Origin of the sequence: Vibrio profundi, from assembly GCF_043642225.1 — a bacterium.
GTDB lineage: Bacteria > Pseudomonadota > Gammaproteobacteria > Enterobacterales > Vibrionaceae > Vibrio > Vibrio profundi_A.
The window spans coordinates 108,356-128,555 of sequence record NZ_JBHZSF010000011.1 but is presented as its reverse complement, the minus strand read 5'-3'; the positions used below and the strand labels follow the sequence as shown (position 1 = coordinate 128,555).

Below are 20,200 nucleotides of genomic sequence, written 5' to 3'. Positions count from 1 at the left end.
AGCATACGATGAACGTAGCATCAATGGCGAACGGCAGTTACTGATACTTTTTACGAGAAATCCTGCCTATTTGTGATTAAACCCAATAGATAACAACAATATATCGGTAACTCTTTGAAAGTTTAGTCTATACCTGAGATTCAAACCCAATTTCTTTACGAGCTAGGATCGCTTTTATCGATACATCAGCCAAAGACTGCAATTCTTCAGCTTGTACAAACGCCACATCGACTTCACCTTGTTGGCACAGTTTTTCGATTTTTCGGGCTAGTCCAGATAAAGAACGGTTACCTAGAGCTAATGATGAGCTACCAAGAGTATGAGATTCGAATTCTAGAATGTCGGCGTCGTGCTGTTTGATAGCATCTTGTATGTTTGACATACGTTTGTTCGTTTCTTCTACGTAGTGGTCGATCAACACAGGGATGACTTCAGCACACGTATCTTCAATCATTTGTTGAAGAATTTGTTCATCAACGAGTTCAGCCATGGCATCGAGATCGAGTGGGGGAACTGGCGAATCTACTCCTTGAGGTTGTGTCATAACTGGCGCTTCCTTGTGTGGTTCTTCATCTATGTATTTATTAAGCATGGACACAATTTGCGACATACGCATAGGTTTAGATAAATAATCGTTCATCCCAGCGTTGATAAATTTATCGCGGTCGCCAGTAAGGGCATGTGCGGTCAGAGCAATAATAGGAACTGACGACTTATCAGGGGCTGAAAGTTGGCGAATATCCTGACACGCTTCTAGCCCATCTTTCTCTGGCATAGAAATGTCCATGAATATTAAGTTGTAGTCATTATTTCTCGCCATATCAACTGCTTGCTGCCCATTTTGTGCAATGTCTATCTCCATTCCTACATTTTTAAACATACTAATGATCACAAGTTGGTTCGCGGTATTGTCTTCCGCAACTAAAATACGACTGTTTTTGACTGTATTGCTGATCGAAGAACGCTGACTTTGCGTCGCTGATTTATTCACCTCTCGCTTAGAATTATCGACTTCGAGTGTTACGTTAAATGCGAACGTACTGCCATCTCCTTTCTGACTTGAAACCGAAATCTCGCCGTCCATTAATGCCGCGAGGCGTTTGCAAATGGCAAGGCCAAGCCCGGAACCGTCTCTGCTGCGAGAATAGCCTTGATCGACCATGGTGAATTCATCAAATAAATAGCTTAAAGCGGTTGATTCAATCCCAATCCCAGTATCGATCACCTTGCAATCTAGGGTGACCTTATCGTCTTTATGCTGTGTTGATGAAACCGCAACCTCAATTGTTCCTTCTGAAGTAAATTTGATTGCATTACCAATTAGGTTTAATAGGATTTGTTTGAAACGGTGAACATCGCCAATAACTACATCTGGCATTGTGTTGTGATAGGTAGCGATAAGGTTTAGGTTTTTCTTATTTACACTTGAGGTAAAACTTTCAATTGTCCCGTTAATACAATCGGTTACAGAGAAAGGTTTTTGCTCAAGGATTAAGGTATTGGCTTCCATTCGGGAGAAATCCAGAATGTCGTTGATGATAGATAGCAGCAACTCGCCTGAGTCAGTAGCGGTATTGACTAGGTGATTTTGTTCTTTAGTGAGTTTGGTTTCTTGAAGAAGAGTGAGAATGCCAAGTACGCCATTCATTGGGGTACGAATTTCATGGGACATGGAGGCTAAGAAGCGACTTTTCGACTCACTAGCTTGCTCGGCTTCTTGTCTGGCTTGTTGAATTTCTTCGTAGTTGGATTGTAAAGAGTGGGACATTTTATTAAAGGCACTCGCGACTTCACTAAGTTCGTCTTTCTGGTTTACTTGTAGTTGGAACCCTGGGCCTTGTTGTTTGACTTGTTTCGCGGCGTCAGTCAACTTTCGTAAGTTTCGAGTTAAATACGTGCCAAGTAAGAGAGAGAAAATTGCAACAAAAATAACCTCAACAAAAGCGATAGACATAATCGTGTTCTGTGCGTCTACGAGCATCATATCAATCGCTGAGGTGGCAAAGCCAATAGAAATCGAACCATAAATGACACCCATGCTTTCAATGGGTTGGACGATATCGAACACCCCATCGTCTACATTCTTTAATTTGGAATCAGATTCAATATTACGCTCAAGTAGCGCTTTATCACCATCGCAGCTAATAGGCACACCGTCTTTTTCCACTTTGACGTAGAGGACTTCCTCAATAGTCATGATGTCTTTGACTATGTCGTCTAGCGTCGCTATATCGGTTGATAACACAGCGTCTTTAGTGGCTCGTGCGAAGATTAATGATGTCGCTTGCGCTTTTTGAATTAACTGTTTTTCATTGGAATCAGAAAGGTAGGACATTGAACTAAAAACAATAGCCATCAATAGAATAACCTCTATTGTTCCGATTCCGATTATGGTTTTAGATCGAAAAGTCATAATGTTGCCCTTAATCGAGTTTGGCGTTTAGAGATGTAAAATCGAGGTCAAGTGATCTGACGTCATCCCAGTCTTGATTTACTGCGGATTCGAAAGCAGGAACCTTTAAAGGTTCTAAAAGAGCTCGCCCTTGCTCAGTTTGCGCCAATTCAACTAAAGCTTGCTGAACGGCATCTACAACATCTGACGAGACATTTGGGTGGTGAGCAATAGCATGAGGCGTGTAGCCTTTAGTTGTGTATATCGGTGTCAGCTTCTCTCTTACTGATTCGTCTAGCGCTTTAAAAGTTCGAATAATGCCGCCACCGGCGGGGTAGAACCCTCTCGCAACTGCTAGGTAAACGGAATCGTGAGAAGAAACATAATTGGGTTCGAACTGGATGTTCTGCTCATTAAGTGATGCTCGAGTTAAGATACTTGCAGCAAATGCGGCTGGCGCAGGAAAAGCAAGAGTGGTGTTGTTCAGTTGCTCAAGTGAGGTAATGCCGCTTGATTTACTGACCACAATGATCCCCTTGATCTGTTTTCCTTTTGCTTTTGCTATCGGGACATAACCAACAGATTTGTTAAATTGAACCAAATGGTAAGGGTTCATATACGCGAAATCGTAATTGGCTTTCGATAGGTTTTCTTCAAAAGTGGGGATGTTTTTAGCGGTGCGAAAAACAAAGGTGTGGCCCGTTTTTTCACTTAACATCTTCATGATAGGTGTCCACTGTTCAGCTAAACGACTGGCCGATTGCTGAGGAACAATACTGAAAGTAAATGTTTGAGCAAAAGTACTAGTAGAAATAAGAGCGAGTGCTGTAAGAGTAAATAATTTCATGGCTAAATCCTTTTTACGTGCTTTTTCAGCTCAGCAATTACAGAGGTAAATTTAGAAACTCATTTCGATATAATCGGTTAGCGATCCTGTTTCTCCACGATTTTGGTAAGAACTTCACCTTATTCAGCTGCCTGACGAGTTCTTGGGTAAAGCTAGGGGTATTCTTCATGTTAAATACAGCGCCTACTAAGTTAATCGTTTGGGCGGTTAAGAGTGTTTTGGCTTGCAGTAGATGGTTTGAAGATGTTTCTCCATAAGCGACGACGATCATGGTCGCTTCACATGCACTTGCGACACTTTGTGCAGGGATATTGCCCTTATTTAGATTGAGCAGTGGAGAAGTGTCGATAATTACCCGATCAAACGAGGTCAGCCATTTATCAACGGCCGAGCGTAGGGTGCACGGGTCTTTGTACGCCAATAGCGTTGATGCTTGTGTTGGAGCTGGCACGCCGACAAATGTTTGGTGGGTATCTCTATGCTCAATTAGCTGTCCATCTGACTCATCACTGAAAACTTCTAAGTCTTTGAAAGCTGGATTGAACAAGTTTAAGTCTACGTACAGGGTAGAGTGCCCAGCGAGTAGGTAACGCTCTGCCAATGCGGTGGCTACAGAGGTGACGCCGTCACCTGAATGGCACGATGTCACGCAAATAGATTTATGACCATTTAATTCAGAGGTTAAGTACAATTGCTCAATTTCGGCATGGGTCGCAGGAATAGTCATTACAACGCTCCTATCAATACAATTGTGGTGGTCAAACGTAAGATGTCTTCTAATCCAACTCGTGCTTTCTCTAGGAAACTTTCGCGTCTGTCTGGAATGAAAATAGTGTCACCTGCACGTATCACTGGTAGGTGATAGATGTTCGCGGTTTTGCTGAATTCAACGAGGTCAAATGAGCGAGCTTGCCCTTGGCAACACGACATATTTACAACAGTGATTTTCTCAAGGTATGCGTTATCGCTTGGACCACCGGCCTCTGCTAGCAAATCTAAGATAGTCATGTTGTCATTAAAGCTGTATCGGCCTGGGTTTCTAATGGCACCAAGAATTCGAACGGTTTCTTCTTTCGATGTGTCTAACCAGTTTTTATCTTTCTCTGGGATGTAGATGGTGTCTCCAGGCAGAACGACAGGAAGAATAGATTCGTCACCCGTTTCAAAATATAAGGACAGGTTGAGTTTACTGACCTTTGCATACGACTTATCACGATGGGTAATTCTAATGTTGTGGATGTCAGCATCTTTTGTTGGACCATCGGCAGCAGACAAGATATCTAAGAAATGCATGTCTTTGGTAAAACGATAACGCCCAGGAGCATTTAGCTGTCCAAACACATAGATTGAAGCGTCTGAGCTTTGGCGAACCCACTGAGATTTGTTGTCGGATGGGTCTTGAGGCAAATCGTGAATACGCACGATGGCACCAGCACTAATATGAGGAAGTTGATCTCGCGGTGCTCCATTTCGAATGTATGAGTCTAAGTCGAACACCTCCATACGACGACCCGACACCACTTCGATTTTAGTTGTGTCAGCACGCAGAGTCGGTCCGCCAACGTGTGCCAAGAGATCCATCAGGTCCATTTCATCAGACCATTCAATACGCCCAGGGCGAACCACTTCGCCGATAACATTAACCGCTCTGTCTGGCGAAATTTTAAGCCATGACTTTTCATTCATATCGGTTTTTTCTGGAACAAAAATAGCGTCACCGGGCTTGATGCTTGGTGGATTGACGCCGGTCAATCCTTCGGTATAGGCGGTAAGATCAAACTTGATTACTTTACCATTGGCTTTGATGACTCTAATTTGGCGTGATTCTGCGAAGCGAGTTGGTCCACCAGCGTTCGCTAGAATGTCCATGAATGTTGCCCCTTTTTTACCTTCGTAAGCACCCGGCTCAGCGACTTCACCCATGATGTAAACAGTGTTCGCACCGGATTTAATTTCTTCTTCTTGTTTCGGTACAAAGATGGTGGAGCCCGGTTGAAGTGGTGGCAGCAAAGACTCGTCACCCGAGTCCAAGTAGCGCTTAAGGTTAAAAAGGGTGGGCGCGTTGTTTGAAATAACGCGAATTTGTTCGACACCTGCATAACGAGTTACGCCGCCCGAACGCATAATCACGTCAACTAAATCAGTATTTTCTTTATAAGAAAATGACCCTGGTGCATTCACTTCACCAAAAACTTTAATAGCTCGGCGCGAATCTGCACTGTCACCAGAGTTTGCCAGCTTCGATGGATCAAATTCTTGCTCGATGTTACCGACAAGTGGAGAGGCAGGGACAAAGATAGAATCGAGAGAGTCTAATGTTGGGAGAACACTTTCATCCCCTGAATCGAGAAATTTTTTGTAGTTAAATTCTTTTTTAACCGCGCCGCGTTTTAGGATTAATTTGTCTAGCTGAGCACCGGAACGTGGCCCGCCAGCAGCATGTAACGCCATTTGAACGCTCGCACCTTGGCTTAGTGTATATTCACCAGGCTCTTTTACATAACCTTGAATAGAAATTAAGATCTGTTGCTGTTTGATATAAACCGAAGCGTTAGAAAGGTCACGATAGGCTTTGCTCAGCGCTTCTAATACCACTTCACTTAGCTGCTGATTGTCATAACCTGCGACAAATACACTGCCAACTTCAGGCAGGGTGATACGGCCACGTTTATCAACTTGATAGCCATTGTTGAGAGAAGATTCTCCAGGAACCGTTACTTGAATTAGGTCGCCAACTTGCACCGCGTCGTCGAAGCGTTCCTGTGCATTGGTTAGGCTCACCCAACTTACAAAGAAGAGAATAAGTATGGTAGATAGAGTGTTCATAATTATTCTCCCATTCCATAGTGATTAGCTTTTGGTGAGATGACTTCAATACTCACACGGCGGTTTGTCAGGCGTACACCGTCGGACTCGCCTTCAAAAAGGGGCACAGCTTCACCTACTGATACCGTTTCGATTCTCTGTGGAGTAAGGCCAAAGATGGTTAGGTAACGTTCAACTTGTTTTGCTCGGCCTAATGCTAATTGATCGTTGTAGTCTTCAGTGCCCACCGCATCCGCATGACCTGTCACAACAAGAGTTAGCTCGGTATGCTCTTTTAAAATATTGGACGCTTCAGCTAAGTGGCCCATGTATTTCGGATTGATTTCGATAGAGTTAAATGCAAATTGGTTATCGACATTCAGTAAGTCGTAAAGGTGTTCGACAATGGAAATTTGGATTCTGAACTGCTCTTCGTTTTTAGGTGGAACACAGCGGGTTTGCGAATTAACGTAATCTAACTGGGTCTCAAGTTTATTTAAGCGCTTTCTTTGAATGACAAGATCATTTGCAGCGTCTAGCAATAGGCCGCCTTGAAGCTCACGAGCGATACGATTTTGCTTTTCGATTGCTTGAACAACAGCGGCAGGAAAACACCATCTAGCGCCTTCTCGAATTAAAGAGTCCAAATGAAGCTTTGCTAACTGCCAATCGAATCTAAGCCCATGTTCTGGCCCAAGTGGCTCGTCAGGCATGACGGGTGAAAAATCAGAATTTTCGTAGTTAATAGAGTTGTAGCTTTCTGCTAGTCCGCCGGTACCTTGCTCAGGATACGAGCTGCATCCTGCAGCAAGTCCAGACAGAACTATGGCTATGTATTTCATTAAAATCTTCATGCCAACTTCCTTTGTAATTCGATTTATTATTATTTTTATAATGGGTTAGTTTGCTCGTGAATTCACTGGAATCGCATGACCTATTCTTAATAAATTCATGATTTCAAGTGGTTGGCCTTTTACATTTTCTAATCTCATGTTGCGTTCGCGCTCAGTCAAACGCTTAAACATGTAAACGATGGCACCAACACCAGATGAATCTAAGAACTCAACTTGGCTGAAATCGAGTTCCACCTCAGGGTGAGCATCATTTGAAATCACGTCATCGATATCCATTTGTGCGTCTCGACTACCCGATGCATCTAAGTCACCGAAGATGGTAAGTGTTAATACTTCTTTGCTTGCTTCGACTTTACGTAGTTCCATGGTTCTATCTCCTTTATGGTTTGTATTACATAGAGCAGATAACGTGCCAGGTTTAAAGTTATTATTTTTCAGTATCTTACTGGTTTTATTTTAGGTTTTCTCAAATTGACAGAGTGGTTTTTTCAATTTGAGAAACGAATTGGAGGTCGATAAAACCTGGGATGTGTCGAAATAATGAGCGTACTAAATAGAAAAAGAATTGGATTTCGTTTGATAGCTCGCACTGAGGTGAGCGGTTTATTTATTTGTTTGGTGAATGTGTTAAAACATAAGCTATCTAAGTAGGAGGAACCGTTATGGATATTCGATGGAGCCAACTTGCACTGGCCATAACATTTGCGCTGCCATGTGCAGCAGAGCCAATAGGGCTGCCTCCCGAAAGATTAGTTTTAGCGAACCAGTATGAGCAGGGCATTGACGTCAACCAGTATTGGAAGAGCGAAAAATTAGATGGGGTGCGTGCTGTTTGGGATGGAGAACATCTGTTCACCCGAAATGGTAACCGTATATACCCACCATCTTGGTTTGTTGAAAGTCTTCCTAATATTAAGCTTGAGGGAGAGCTTTGGGCCGGTAGGGGTAACTTCCATCTTGTTCAATCTACGGTATTAGATAAAACACCTACTGATGAAGCCTGGAAAAAAATAGATTACATGCTATTTGACATGCCGGGAGCGGCGGGTGACTACCAAAAGCGTTATTACAACATCATGCATTGGGTCGCTCTTATCCAAGAATCCCACATCAAGTATATCGAGCATACGCCTATCAAGAGTGAACAGGCGCTATTCCATCATTTGGACAATGTCGATGTAGATAAAGGCGAAGGGTTAATGCTTCGCAAAGTATCGAGTCGCTATCAAGCTGGCCGCAACAATGATTTGCTTAAGCTAAAAAGACACCATGACGCCGAAGCGATGGTTATTGGTTATAAGAGTGGTACCGGAAAATACAAAGGTATGATGGGATCTGTTCTTGTTAAACTTCAAGACGGTTCCGAGTTCTATATCGGAAGCGGCTTCTCTGACGCAATGCGACTATCTCCACCGGAAATTGGAAGTACGATTACGTTTCGATATAACGGCTTTACTCAGAATGGAATTCCAAAATTTGCCCGCTTTATTAGAGAAAGGGAAGAGTATTGAGTGAGCTTTGATGCTCACTCAATTTAAGAAATGCTAGCGACTTGCGAATTCTAACTGAACCGAATCATCTTGCTTGTGCATCCAACGAAGTCGTAAGCCAAGCATAATAGCTGCTGAAGATAACCCGACGATGAAACCTACCCAGAACCCATGAGCGCCCATTGGCTCGACAACCCAATCGGTCATTCCTAAGATATATCCAATCGGTAAGCCCAGAATCCAATAAGCAATAAACGTTCGGTTGAAAATTGAACGCATGTCTTTGTATCCCCTTAGCGCACCGGCTGCAATAACTTGAATAGAATCCGTACATTGATAAATGGCCGCAAATAACAGAAGTTGCATTGCGATTGCGATAACAGTGCTGTTTTCGGTATAAAGTAGAGCCACTTGTTCGCGGAGGATGACGGTCAATGCTGCTGTAATAAACGCTGTTGATAAACCAACAAAAATACCGACGTGAGTGGCAATTTTGGCTCCTTCTGTATCTTGCTCACCTAGCTTATGACCAACACGAATACTCACTGCCGCACCAATACTCATAGGTAGCATAAACACTAACGACGAGAAATTAATTGCCACTTGGTGCGCTGCTACGATGAGTGACCCTAGCGGAGCGACTAACAGTGCCACTACTGCAAACAGTGTAACTTCGAAGAAAATCGCTGCCGCCACAGGGAAGCCAAGCTTAAATAGACGTATCTGTGCTTTCAGCTCCGGCTTGTGAAACTCTCCAAAAATATTGATCTTCGCTAAACGTTTTGATGTTAGAACATAAGCGAAAAGTAGGGCAAACATCACCCAGTAAACAATCGCTGTTGCGACGCCACAACCAACACCGCCAAGCGCTGGAGCACCTAACTTTCCGTAAACAAACATCCAGTTTAGAGGAATGTTAAGCAGCAACCCTAGAAATCCAATGACCATCGCTGGCTTTGTTAAGGACATACCATCGGTAAAGCTTCTTAATGTTTGGAATAGCAAAAAAGCAGGGACAGCAAACATAACAGCGTTCATGTAGCCATTGGTTTTCTCTGCCATTAGCGGTTCAACGTCCATTAAGTTCAAAATAGACTGAGTCTGGAAAAGAACGCCAATAATAGGTAATGACATAATCAAGGCAAGAGTCACACCTTGTTGTATCTCATATGGAATTTTGACTTGTCGGCCTGAGCCGTTCAGCTGAGCCACAACAGGTACGAGTGCCATAAGCAAACCTACACCGAACAAAATAGTCGGTAACCAAATACTTGCAGCAATCGATACCGCTGCCATATCAATAGCACTGACACCACCAGCCATTACAGTATCAACAAAGCTCATACCTGTTTGAGCAACTGACGCAATGAGAACAGGTGTCGCAAGCCTAATTAGATTTGATGCTTCTTTTTTATAACGATGCACAAAAGCACTCCAAGCCAAAATTTAGAATAGTTATAAGAATGAGTAGAGAGGAAAAGTAGGAATGAAAAATTCAGGGTTCCCCTAGGACGAATCATAAAGAAATGTCACAATAACTGCTACGAAAAACTGCGAGAACAAACAATGTTTACAGGAATTGTGCAAGGACTAGCAACCGTTGTTGCGATTGAACAGAAAGATAAATTTCAAACTCATGTCATTCAGTTAGGTGATGATTTGAACCAAGGCTTATCCATTGGTGCTTCTGTCGCCCATAATGGTTGCTGCCTGACCGTCACAAAGATTGAAGGAGAGCAAGTTTCGTTTGATTTGATGCAAGCTACGCTTAGGTTAACTAACTTAGGTGAAGTAAATGTAGGCGACCAAGTAAACATTGAGCGTGCGGCAAAGTTTGGTGATGAGATTGGTGGCCATAGCATGTCTGGTCACATTTCGCTTGTTGCTGCTATCGTTGATGTAATTAAAACAGAAAACAACCGAACGATTTGGTTTGAGTTACCTGAATCGGTAATGAAATACGTATTAGCCAAAGGATACATTGGTATTGATGGGTGTTCTTTAACGATTGGTGAAGTAGAGGGCTGTCGTTTCTCTGTACATTTGATCCCAGAAACACTGACAAGAACGTTATTCGGATCTCGTGGAATTGGCGATAAAGTGAATATTGAGTTCGATCCTCAAACTCAAGCAATTGTCGACACTGTCGAACGTGTTCTTGCTAATCAAAAGTAGCAGGCTGAAAGGAAGAAAGAGCATAGAATGTGCTCTTTCTTCAAATGAAGTCATACATCAGAACACTTGTTCGTCATCCGCATCAATAGAAAGGATAATACTGTTATTGATTTCATCGACCTGCATATCTAAATGTATGGCGTTACAACATGCGGGGCAATCATCATAAAAATCTTGGCTTCCGTTGGACGCGTCTAACGTTATTCCAATCATGTGCCCACAATGAGGGCATGTCACTCTTTTCTCTGTGTAATTATGCATACAGTACATCCTCTACTTTAGCTGTTCCACAAGATCTAAAAGGCTTGGATCCTCTGAATGCAAGCTTCTGTTTGAGCGAGATATTGTCCACCAAATTGATTACAGTGATTAAGTAGGTGGTACAAGTTGTAAATCCCTTTCCTGTCAGTATAGCCAATATCAAGCGGTGCAATGCTCTCATAGCCTTTATAAAACTCAGGCTGAAACCCTTCGAAAAGCTCCGTCATCGCAATATCGCATTCTCTGTCTCCCCAGTAGCAAGCAGGGTCGTAACAAATCGGCCCAAAAGCCGAATTGGAAGCGTTGCCATGCCAAAGATCGCCATGTAGCAAAGAAGGGCGAGGGTGGTGACCGGATAATTTGGTATGTATGAGATCGACCATTTCATCGATTTGCCCGAACTCTATGCCTTTTTCTTTCAATAGTTGGAGTTGCCATCCGATACGCTGCTCAGCAAAGAAGCGTGCCCACTTTTTGTGCCAAGGGTTAGGTTGAAGAGTGTTTCCTAGGAAGTTGTCTTGATCGCAGCCAAATTCTTTTTGCTCGCCCCACATATGAAGCTTCGCGAGCTGCACTCCAAATTGATAACTGGACTTATCGTCTTCAAGGGGCTTCGTAGGGAGGTAGTTTAAGATGATAAATGCGGACTCTTTACACGTACCAATGTGAACTAATTCGGGAACAAAAACCGTGGAAGTTTCACGGAGCAGACGTAGATTCTCAGCCTCTACCTGAAACTTGCTTATGAAATCTTTGTTATTCACTTTAACAAAATATCGTTCATTGCCGTCGCTAATCATATAGCAATCGTTAATGTCGCCACCGGGTACTTTGACCCGCTCAACGATATTAAAATTAAACATCAAAGTATCAGAGAGTTGTTGAGAAATAGCCTGCCACATATGGTAATCCCCAAAGTGAATATGGTTTCTTAACATCAAGTTTAGATTATTTTGAATTGAATAATAGGTAACAAGCTCAATGTTCTGCTTTCAAAACAAAGTGTTTGTTAAAAAATTAGTCTAATTGTGATCTCTGCCGCCTATAAATAAAAGAATCATTATTGATAGGTTTTACAAGGATATACAATAAACAACATGTTAGTTTTTTATACAACAAGTATCCATTGATGAAGATCCTCATTTGTGATGATTCAGCAGTAGCAAGAAAGTCTATTGCGCGCAGTATTTGCCAAAGTGCTCAACACACGATTTGTTTCGCTCAAGACGGTAGAGAAGCGCTAAGCATTATCAGTGAACAGAACATTGATATCTTATTTTTGGATTTAACCATGCCTGTTATGGATGGCTTTGAAGTATTGGCAGCGTTACCTGTTAGCCAATATGCCACCAAAGTAATCGTGGTGTCTGGTGATATTCAAAAAGAGGCGCGTAATCGATGCCTAAGCCTTGGTGCCTATGATTTTGTCGAAAAGCCATTTTCATTTAAGGTTATTGAGCCCTTGTTTGAAAAGCTTGGACTTACTCTCTATGTCCCTCACCAAACCGTTAGAAAAGTTCACACCAAACTTAGCCAACAAGAGTGCCTAGCGAAGTTTAAAGAATTGACTAACATCGCCTTAGGTAAGGGGGCGGCTATTATGGCTGACCACCTCAATGAATTTATTCATTTGCCCGTGCCTAATGTTGGGCCTTTAAGCTTTGGTGAACTAAAAATGGCAATGCTGGACGTGTTGCAGCGCGATGGCTCGGTGGCGGTCACTCAGCGTTTTGTCGGTGGCGGCCTGCACGGTGAAGCTTTGGTGTGTCTGCGTGGAAAGGATATAGAGGAAATAGGACGCCGGCTTGGTTATCCACGAGAGTACAGTACTTATAATGAAATCGTGCTGAACATCTCTAACCTGTTGGTTTCGTCGTATCTGGTATCTCTTGGTGGTCAAATAGACAAAGAGATTTCGCTGAGGCAACCTGAAGTTATGGATATGTCGTCTTTGAAAAACACGTCGACACCAGATAGCGAAACTATGTTTACCATCGAATATACGTATCAGGCTGAGCGTTTGGACTTCGAGTGTGAAGTCTTGTTTTTATTAGATAAAAAATCGGTGGATCTGATTCAAAGTATTATGGAGATCTTGTGATGTCTGATTTAACGCTTGATATGGCGGATTTTCACTGGGTCATGCAGATCATGGACACGATGGATTCCGGGTTGTTGGTGATTGATCGTAATTACAATGTCTGTGTATGGAACAGCTTCATGCAATCATACAGCGGCATATTGTCCCAAAATATTATGGGTAGAAACCTGTTTGAAGTGTGTCCAGAACTGCCGGAGAGTTGGCTTCGTGCAAAAGTTGATGCTGCTGCAGATCTTGAAACTAAATCCTTCTCTAGTTGGGAAGACCGTGCCTATTTGTTTAAGTTTTGTAATTTCTCTCCTGTCTCCAACGGCGCGGAATTCATGTACCAGGATATTGTGATCACACCACTAAGATCACTGTGTGGTGAAACTTCTCATATGTCGATCATCATTAACGATGTATCAGATATCGCGAAGAATAAAATAGCCATGAGGGAAACGAACTTACGACTGTCGAAAGCCAGCAAAACTGATGGTCTAACCGGTTTGTATAATAGAAGGTTCTGGGAGGAATCTCTCAAAGCCGAATTTGACCGCACGTTGGCACTGGAAACCTCTTCTTCAATTGTTATCTTCGATATAGACCATTTTAAAAGGGTCAATGATACTTATGGTCACACGGTTGGTGATGATGTGATACGTAAAGCTGCGGAGTTAGTACAACAAACCGCGAGAGGTACAGACATTTGTGGCCGTTACGGTGGTGAAGAGTTTACTGTGTTGTTGCCAGATACCACTTCAGATCAAGCCTATTACTTTGCAGAACGGTTACGTAAACGAATTGCGTCTACGATAGTCGAATCTGATGGCCACAGTATTGAATTTACCGTTAGCCTTGGTGTCTGTGAAACCAGCTTATATGTGACAGATTATTTAGATTGGCTAAAGCAAGCGGATAACTGTTTGTATGAATCTAAGCAGCAAGGCAGAAACACAACCTCAGTTTTTATGCCTCAAGACTCATAAATGCTGAGTTTACTTGGATTAAAACTTTGTCTCGCTTTCATTATATTGCTCAAATAATTACCAACTAAATAACCTGTGCTAGGTTTTTAAAAATATATTGATGACAAATGTCAGAGTTGTCTTAGTATTACTACTAATAGTGAGATTAAAACTCTGATACTAGCTCAGAAGTGGAGAAATATAGTGGTTGTAGAAACCGATGGTTATTTAGCGTTGATTGAGCATTTGGCATTTAACTTAGATGTCTTTGCCAAAGAGCAGGGTGATACCGGCACTGAGAGCGTGGAAGATATCGTAACGGATATGATTTCAAGCAACATCATGGCGATCTTTGAACAAAACCCTGAGTTGCACTCAAGTGTTCGTTTTCAGCTGCTAAAAGAGACGGACTCAGTGGTTGCTGATTTAAGTGAAGTATTGGCTGGAGTTTGGGCCAAGAAAGCAACAAACGAGCAAATCGAATTTCTCGATGAATACATTGCGTTAGTAAAGAATCTATTCGATTCAGCGGTTGCTAAATACGACTAGCTTTTTTGATGGCGAGCTTAGACTCGCCTAAATTGCCAAAATACTGAAGCCCAATATGGGTTGTCTAATCGTGAAATGATCACGCCCTTTGAGGTAGAAGCATGTAAAAACTGTTTGTTACCCAAGTATACGCCTACATGGTTGGTCGAACGCGATGTTCGGAAAAAAACTAAATCCCCACTTTTAGCTTGTTCAAAGCTCACTTCAAGCCCGTGTTCACTTTGTTGATGCGTAGTCCTTGGAAGTAGTTGCTGTGTGACATCTCTCACGACAACTTGCACAAAGGCCGAACAATCTATGCCAGAAAAAGAATTTCCACCATATAAGTAAGGCACGCCTTGCCATTTATCATAAAGCGCAAGATAGGCTTGTGTTGTTTCTTTTTCGGCGTGTGAAGTTGGTTGATTACGATAGGCACTTTCTGGTGCTGAAAAATCCGGCTGGTGGCTACAGGCCGTGAGCAACAAAATATTAAAGGTAAGATATAAGATTATCGGTGCTTTCATGTGTCACTCATTTGAAATCTATATGAAATAAAACCGTAATCTACGGATCCTAGTATACGCCTTAAATTAAGGGGTTAGCCCTTATGAGTCAAATTGGATTCCTTATGCCCAACACCACTAGTTCTCGCTACACCTTTTCGCTGATTCAAATGATCAGTGTGATCTTTCTATCTATCATTTTATTGGTTGTCGTACTTTCTTTCACAAGTGTCCGTGGTGTAGAACGTATTGGAGGCCATTTCGAAACCCTATCAGAACAAGCGCTACCTTTGGCGATGCATAACGCAGAACTCACGCAAAGTATATTAGAGCAGGTTAAGTTACTTAGCTATGGGATTCAAACTGAGTCTAAGGGCTCACTCGTTGAGTACAGAGAAAGCATTACGTCACACAATCTACACTCGGCTCAACTCACTCAACAATTGTTTAATATTGCAGACCGATACAGTGAAGCCGTAACTCAAGACCAGCAGCTTGCCTTAAAAGCCGACATAGAAGCATTTCAGCATTTGTCACTAAGCATATTAGATGCGCAAATGGAGATCTTGAATAAGCAAGCCAAGATTGGAAGTGATGTCACTGAATTTCGATATGGGTTGAGCTCGATTGGGCCAGAAATGAATCGGATTAGCTCATTCTTGGTACAAGACAACCCTGAGGCCTATGATGCAGCGAACCGTTTTACGGCAAGTGCCAGTTCCATGGAAAGCACATTCTTAGTGTTAATGATGCAGGATAATTTGCAAAGTGCGGAGCGAGAGTACCAAGAAATGAAAAACCGCATCGCTGGCATCAATTTAGCCTATGATGATTTTTCTGAGTGGCACCCGGATATCAAAGAGTTTGCGAGCTTAACTGCGCCTTACGATATGGTCCGCAGTGGGTTTGAAGAGCAGGGAGTACTCAAGCAAATTATAACTAAGTTGGCATTAGTTGAAGAACAAAAACACGACTTTTCAGAAGTCAGCATGATCGCTGAGCGAATCATTAATACTTTAAACACTATTTCTCACACCGCGTCAGCGTTAATTGGCAACAGCGAGCGAGTGGTTACCGCTACCATATCCAATATCATTGGGATCATCATGATGAGCAGTGTTGTGATTATCGCCGTGGTATTCGTTTCATGGTTATGGCTACGCACTTGGACAAATAAGGGATTAAAGAACATTACGAGGCAATTGAGTCATCTATCTAGCCATGACTTCTCGCACAAAGCCGAGTTAATAGGGCCTTTTGAACTGAAAGATATCGCCCGAAAGCTGAATGTAGTGATCGATTCTACAAACTGTTCGATTGCAACAGTTACTCGGAACTGTGAAACACTTTATCAAACCGCTGAAGTCAGCCACGATGCAGCGGAGCAAACTAACCATAGTTTGCTTGAGCAGAACGATTCATTACAAAGTATGATTTCGACTGTCACCGAGTTGGAGGCGTCAATCGGAGAGATTGCAACAATCACTAACGCATCCAATGAAGACGCCACTTTAGCGGCGAATCAATCATTACAGGGTGGGAAAGTGATCGGGCTTAATCAAGAACGCCTACAAAGCTTGGAGCACACGCTAAATATCAACGAGTCGTCGATGGTCGAGTTGGATTCTAGAGTCAAACAGATTCGAGAAATGGTTGATATGATCAGTGGTATTGCTGAAAGCACCAACTTGCTTGCTTTGAATGCTGCAATTGAAGCCGCGCGAGCTGGGGAACAAGGCCGTGGATTCGCTGTTGTTGCAGACGAGGTACGAAAACTTGCCAGTGATACCTCGCAACAAACGACGAACATCCGAGACATGATGAATGAGTTAGTCAATGCCGCTGAGAAATCGCGAGTCGCGGTGGCAGAATCGAGAAAAGAAATGTCGAGCGCGTTACAGACCAGTAATGATGTGAAAGATACCTTTGAAGAAATTGCGCTAGCGGTTGAACAGATCCGTGGTCGGGTTGAGCAGATTATGGTCGCGACAGAAGAGCAAGAAAGAGCAACAGCCGATGTTTCACGTTCAATATCTCGTGTGTCAGAGCGTGGAGAAAATACAAAACATCAAATTGAATCCATGGTGGAAAGCTCGCAACAAGTCGCTCAGATAGCTGGAAATCAGCAAGCGATGCTACACAAGTATTTGCTTGATTAGTATCGGTGGGGTGAATGAAGCAAGAGGAGCGCATTACGACGCTCCTTTTTCGTTTAAGCTCTATTTATCTTGAAATGAATGGTGAACAAAAGGCTGAACTAACATTTTGTCGAGTCGCTGTGATTTCGATTCCCTTATTTCTGGCACACCTATGGTTACTTCTGTATGCCCAAGACTAGGCTGGTCACGATATGTTTTGAAAATGACATCCCAGATAGATAAGAAAAAGCCAAAGTTAGAATGCGTTTCTCGTAAAATTACCGAGTGATGAACCCGATGCATGTCTGGGGTCACGATCAGTTTACGGAACCATTTATCAAAACTGAGCGGTAGCTTTGCGTTGCTGTGATTAAACATGGCGCTAGCATTCAGTATGATCTCAAAAATGACGACAGCGATAGGCGAAACACCAAGCGCAATAACCACTGCAACCTTAATCCACATAGACAATATAATTTCAATTGGATGGAAACGAGTGCCTGTTGTAACGTCAATATCTAAGTCTGCATGGTGTACGCGATGTAATTTCCACAGCATTGGGATACGATGAAAGAGTAGGTGCTGAAGGTAAATGGCTAAGTCGAGAAGTACAATACAAATGATGAGCTCAATTGGATTCGGCAACGCCATTAGGTTGAACAGCCCCCAACTATTACTTTGAGCGATGGTAGCCGCTTCAAAGGCTAGAATCGGCATTAATAAGGCGACAAACACACTATTGAGCGTTAGTAGTGAAAAGTTATTAAGCCAGCGGAATGCTTTGTTTTGCGTGAGCGCTTTACGCTTAGCTTTATATTCCCATAAAGCACATAAGACAAATACAGAGACAAAGCTAGCGAAACGTAATAACGATGGGTCTTGCATGGAGAAATTCCTTCTATCATTCTCCTCCCACTGTAAGTACAATCAGCGCAATTTTCTAGACCTACCTTTAGTGACCATGAGATTCCACGCTTTTCACGCCCTATATAAACACCGATTGTCCCTTTCCACACGACCTTTTAAAGCTCGTGGCTGTAAAGTGGTACGTTGCGAATATTGCAAAATCGAGCAGGGACATTGCATCTGCGACCATCAGCCTGATATAGAAACCGATGTCGCAACTATGTTGATTTTGTCGGATAACGAAGTATTGAAGCCAAGCAATACCGGGAGACTAATCGTTGATACGGTAAAGGAAAGCCATGTGTTTTTATGGCATAGAACTGAACCGGACCCAAAAATGCTAGAGGTTTTGGCTGACGATAAATACCAACCTGTAGTTGTGTTCCCAGAAGATTACACCGATGATAAATCACGGGTAATTGAGAGCCTGCCGCATATGCGGGATAACGGAAAAACGTTACTGTTGATCTTTATCGACGGAAGTTGGCGTGAAGCCCGCCGGATCTTCCGCCGTTCAGAGTATTTGCAATCCCTGCCAGTTCTGTCAGTTGAGCCTGAATCGGTTTCGCAATATATGATGCGAAAGTCAGACAATGAACAGCATCTTTCTACCGCTGAAGTGGCCAGTTTAGTTTTAAAGCAGGCAGGGGAAGAACAGGCAGCGGAAACACTGAACCTTTGGTTTGAAGCTTTTCGTGAAAGCTACATGCTGAGCAAAACACGCTATAAGTCTGATCAAACTAAACCGAGCTTGAAAGCGTTCATAGAACACAGTAAAAGCGAGAAGTCAGTCTAAGCTTTGCCAATCCGTGTGCTGACTTGTTGTGCAACTGAATCGATTCAACATATAAATAAGCTTTCCGTCACAGTTTGTGGGGGGAGGGATATGGATAATGCCCCTAGTTTAGTTTAAAACTCCCATTTTTAGGGAAGAATCAGGAGAGAGTTAATGTATTACGGCTTCGATGTTGGCGGTACTAAAATTGAATTTGGTGCTTTCAACGAAAACTTAGAGCGAGTAGCAACCGAGCGCGTTCCAACACCAACAGATGATTACGCTAAGTTGGTAGAAACCATCGCTTCGATTGTGAACAAGTATGATGCTGAATTCTCTTGTGAAGGTAAAATTGGTTTAGGTCTTCCGGGTATGGAAGACGCTGATGACGCAACGGTTCTTACTGTGAATGTTCCTGCTGCTAAAGGTAAGCCTTTACGTGCAGACCTAGAAGCTAAAATCGGACGCTCTGTAAAAATTGAAAATGATGCTAACTGTTTCGCACTTTCTGAAGCGTGGGATGAAGAGCTGAAAGATGAACCATCCGTAGCGGGCTTAATTCTTGGTACTGGTTTTGGCGGTGGTTTGATTTACGATGGAAAAGTATTTTCTGGTCGTAATCACGTAGCTGGTGAATTAGGCCATATGCGCCTACCACTTGATGCATGGCTTCACCTTGGCGAGAACGCACCATTACTTGGTTGTGGTTGTGGTAAAAAAGGGTGCTTAGACAGCTATTTGTCTGGCCGTGGTTTCGAACTTCTATACGAACACTATTATGGTGAGAAGAAAAAAGCGATTGAAATCATCGAGGCGAACGCGCAAGGCGAAGAAAAAGCAGCTGAGCACGTAGAACGCTTTATGGAGTTGCTAGCCATCTGCTTTGGTAACTTATTCACTGCACTTGATCCACATGTTGTTGCATTAGGTGGTGGCTTATCAAACTTCGAGCTAATTTACGAAGAAATGCCAAAGCGTGTACCTAAGTACCTACTTTCTGTTGCTAAATGTCCGAAAATCATTAAAGCAAAGCATGGTGACTCAGGCGGTGTTCGTGGCGCAGCTTTCCTAAATATTAAGTAATTCAGATTTATTCGTTTTACTTCGATTGAATTAAAAAAGGTTGATGCAAGCATCAACCTTTTTTGTTTTCGAAATCAAAGAAACTTGTGCTAAAAGCAGGGCTTCCAGATTTATTTTTTCTTTTTACCGACACCAAGGTTATCTTTTTGCTTCAGAGTAAGCTTTGTGAAACCTAATTTGCGGAAATAGTTGTCTTGGTAATTTCTAACGGCTTTCGTATCAGAAATTACCTCAAGTTGTTGCTCTGTCTTGAGGTATTCAGTTAAGTCGATACCTTCTGCATCCGCAACGGCTTCTTGAATGGTGCGGTGCTCTTGATAAGAAAACAATAACTCTTTGTCTTCGTCTTTGTAGGTGTAAAGAATGGTACGTGCCATGTCAATCTCTCTAAA

Annotated in this window: 20 protein-coding genes; 8 read left to right on the top strand and 12 right to left on the bottom strand. The window is 42.7% G+C overall.

Features of this window, described 5'->3' with window-relative positions; translation table 11 throughout:
• Positions 1-127 precede the first annotated feature (127 nt).
• The 6 genes from ACHUFI_RS16385 to ACHUFI_RS16360 all read right to left on the bottom strand — a co-directional run bounded on the left by ACHUFI_RS16385 (position 128) and on the right by ACHUFI_RS16360 (position 7,264).
• Complete coding sequence (locus ACHUFI_RS16385) at positions 128-2,356, bottom strand: response regulator (RefSeq protein WP_394251017.1); 2,229 nt, start codon at positions 2,354-2,356, stop codon at positions 128-130.
• Between the two features lie 67 nt (positions 2,357-2,423).
• Positions 2,424-3,239: a phosphate/phosphite/phosphonate ABC transporter substrate-binding protein gene (locus ACHUFI_RS16380; RefSeq protein WP_394251015.1), complete on the bottom strand. Its 816-nt coding sequence runs from the start codon at positions 3,237-3,239 to the stop codon at positions 2,424-2,426.
• Positions 3,240-3,276: 37 nt separating this feature from the next.
• Positions 3,277-3,966: a P-loop NTPase family protein gene (locus ACHUFI_RS16375; protein ID WP_394251013.1), complete on the bottom strand. Its 690-nt coding sequence runs from the start codon at positions 3,964-3,966 to the stop codon at positions 3,277-3,279.
• On the bottom strand, positions 3,966-6,065 hold the full coding sequence (locus tag ACHUFI_RS16370) for an SLBB domain-containing protein (RefSeq protein WP_394251011.1): 2,100 nt from the start codon (positions 6,063-6,065) through the stop codon (positions 3,966-3,968). Before ACHUFI_RS16370 ends, ACHUFI_RS16375 begins: the two co-directional genes overlap by 1 nt.
• Positions 6,066-6,067: 2 nt before the next feature.
• Positions 6,068-6,898 (bottom strand): OmpA family protein, encoded by an 831-nt coding sequence (locus ACHUFI_RS16365; protein WP_394251009.1) that lies wholly within the window; start codon positions 6,896-6,898, stop codon positions 6,068-6,070.
• Between the two features lie 45 nt (positions 6,899-6,943).
• Positions 6,944-7,264 carry an STAS domain-containing protein gene (locus tag ACHUFI_RS16360; RefSeq protein ID WP_394251007.1) on the bottom strand — a complete coding sequence of 107 codons (321 nt, stop codon included), beginning with the start codon at positions 7,262-7,264 and terminating at the stop codon, positions 6,944-6,946.
• 302 nt (positions 7,265-7,566) lie between these two features.
• On the opposite strand from ACHUFI_RS16360, the gene ACHUFI_RS16355 reads away from it, so the two are divergent.
• A complete protein-coding gene (locus tag ACHUFI_RS16355; RefSeq protein WP_394251113.1) occupies positions 7,567-8,409 on the top strand; it encodes a DNA ligase in 843 nt (280 codons plus the stop codon).
• Between the two features lie 33 nt (positions 8,410-8,442).
• On the opposite strand, the gene ACHUFI_RS16350 is transcribed toward ACHUFI_RS16355, so the two are convergent.
• Positions 8,443-9,813, bottom strand: a complete 1,371-nt coding sequence (locus tag ACHUFI_RS16350) for an MATE family efflux transporter (protein WP_394251005.1) — start codon at positions 9,811-9,813, stop codon at positions 8,443-8,445.
• A 141-nt stretch (positions 9,814-9,954) separates the two neighbouring features.
• Here ACHUFI_RS16350 and ACHUFI_RS16345 point away from each other — a divergent pair, with 141 nt between their 5' ends.
• Positions 9,955-10,563 (top strand): riboflavin synthase subunit alpha, encoded by a 609-nt coding sequence (locus ACHUFI_RS16345; RefSeq protein WP_394251003.1) that lies wholly within the window; start codon positions 9,955-9,957, stop codon positions 10,561-10,563.
• A gap of 57 nt (positions 10,564-10,620) precedes the next feature.
• Here ACHUFI_RS16345 and ACHUFI_RS16340 read toward each other — a convergent pair whose 3' ends face one another.
• Together ACHUFI_RS16340 and ACHUFI_RS16335 are read right to left on the bottom strand one after the other, a co-directional pair.
• The gene (locus ACHUFI_RS16340) at positions 10,621-10,824 is read right to left on the bottom strand and encodes a CPXCG motif-containing cysteine-rich protein (protein ID WP_394251001.1); all 204 of its coding nucleotides are present in this window, start codon (positions 10,822-10,824) and stop codon (positions 10,621-10,623) included.
• A 35-nt stretch (positions 10,825-10,859) separates the two neighbouring features.
• Positions 10,860-11,726: a fructosamine kinase family protein gene (locus tag ACHUFI_RS16335; protein WP_394250999.1), complete on the bottom strand. Its 867-nt coding sequence runs from the start codon at positions 11,724-11,726 to the stop codon at positions 10,860-10,862.
• A gap of 227 nt (positions 11,727-11,953) precedes the next feature.
• Between ACHUFI_RS16335 and ACHUFI_RS16330 the strand changes: the two genes are divergently transcribed.
• The 3 genes from ACHUFI_RS16330 to ACHUFI_RS16320 all read left to right on the top strand — a co-directional run bounded on the left by ACHUFI_RS16330 (position 11,954) and on the right by ACHUFI_RS16320 (position 14,421).
• Entirely contained in the window at positions 11,954-12,925 is a 972-nt protein-coding gene (locus ACHUFI_RS16330) for a response regulator (RefSeq protein ID WP_394250997.1), read from the top strand.
• The gene (locus ACHUFI_RS16325) at positions 12,925-13,893 is read left to right on the top strand and encodes a GGDEF domain-containing protein (RefSeq protein ID WP_394250995.1); all 969 of its coding nucleotides are present in this window, start codon (positions 12,925-12,927) and stop codon (positions 13,891-13,893) included. Before ACHUFI_RS16330 ends, ACHUFI_RS16325 begins: the two co-directional genes overlap by 1 nt.
• A gap of 183 nt (positions 13,894-14,076) precedes the next feature.
• Positions 14,077-14,421, top strand: a complete 345-nt coding sequence (locus tag ACHUFI_RS16320) for a DUF3802 family protein (RefSeq protein WP_394250993.1) — start codon at positions 14,077-14,079, stop codon at positions 14,419-14,421.
• A 17-nt stretch (positions 14,422-14,438) separates the two neighbouring features.
• Here ACHUFI_RS16320 and ACHUFI_RS16315 read toward each other — a convergent pair whose 3' ends face one another.
• Positions 14,439-14,927, bottom strand: a complete 489-nt coding sequence (locus tag ACHUFI_RS16315; protein WP_394250991.1) for a C40 family peptidase — start codon at positions 14,925-14,927, stop codon at positions 14,439-14,441.
• A gap of 104 nt (positions 14,928-15,031) precedes the next feature.
• On the opposite strand from ACHUFI_RS16315, the gene ACHUFI_RS16310 reads away from it, so the two are divergent.
• Complete coding sequence (locus tag ACHUFI_RS16310) at positions 15,032-17,065, top strand: methyl-accepting chemotaxis protein (RefSeq protein WP_394251111.1); 2,034 nt, start codon at positions 15,032-15,034, stop codon at positions 17,063-17,065.
• 60 nt (positions 17,066-17,125) lie between these two features.
• On the opposite strand, the gene ACHUFI_RS16305 is transcribed toward ACHUFI_RS16310, so the two are convergent.
• Positions 17,126-17,929: a sterol desaturase family protein gene (locus ACHUFI_RS16305; protein ID WP_394250989.1), complete on the bottom strand. Its 804-nt coding sequence runs from the start codon at positions 17,927-17,929 to the stop codon at positions 17,126-17,128.
• A 76-nt stretch (positions 17,930-18,005) separates the two neighbouring features.
• Here ACHUFI_RS16305 and ACHUFI_RS16300 point away from each other — a divergent pair, with 76 nt between their 5' ends.
• Positions 18,006-18,746, top strand: coding sequence for a tRNA-uridine aminocarboxypropyltransferase (locus ACHUFI_RS16300; protein ID WP_394251109.1), 741 nt, complete (start codon positions 18,006-18,008; stop codon positions 18,744-18,746).
• Positions 18,747-18,899: 153 nt separating this feature from the next.
• Positions 18,900-19,808, top strand: a complete 909-nt coding sequence (gene nagK / locus ACHUFI_RS16295) for an N-acetylglucosamine kinase (protein WP_394250987.1) — start codon at positions 18,900-18,902, stop codon at positions 19,806-19,808.
• Positions 19,809-19,918: 110 nt separating this feature from the next.
• On the opposite strand, the gene ACHUFI_RS16290 is transcribed toward nagK, so the two are convergent.
• The gene (locus ACHUFI_RS16290) at positions 19,919-20,185 is read right to left on the bottom strand and encodes a DUF2960 domain-containing protein (protein ID WP_394250985.1); all 267 of its coding nucleotides are present in this window, start codon (positions 20,183-20,185) and stop codon (positions 19,919-19,921) included.
• Positions 20,186-20,200 lie beyond the last annotated feature (15 nt).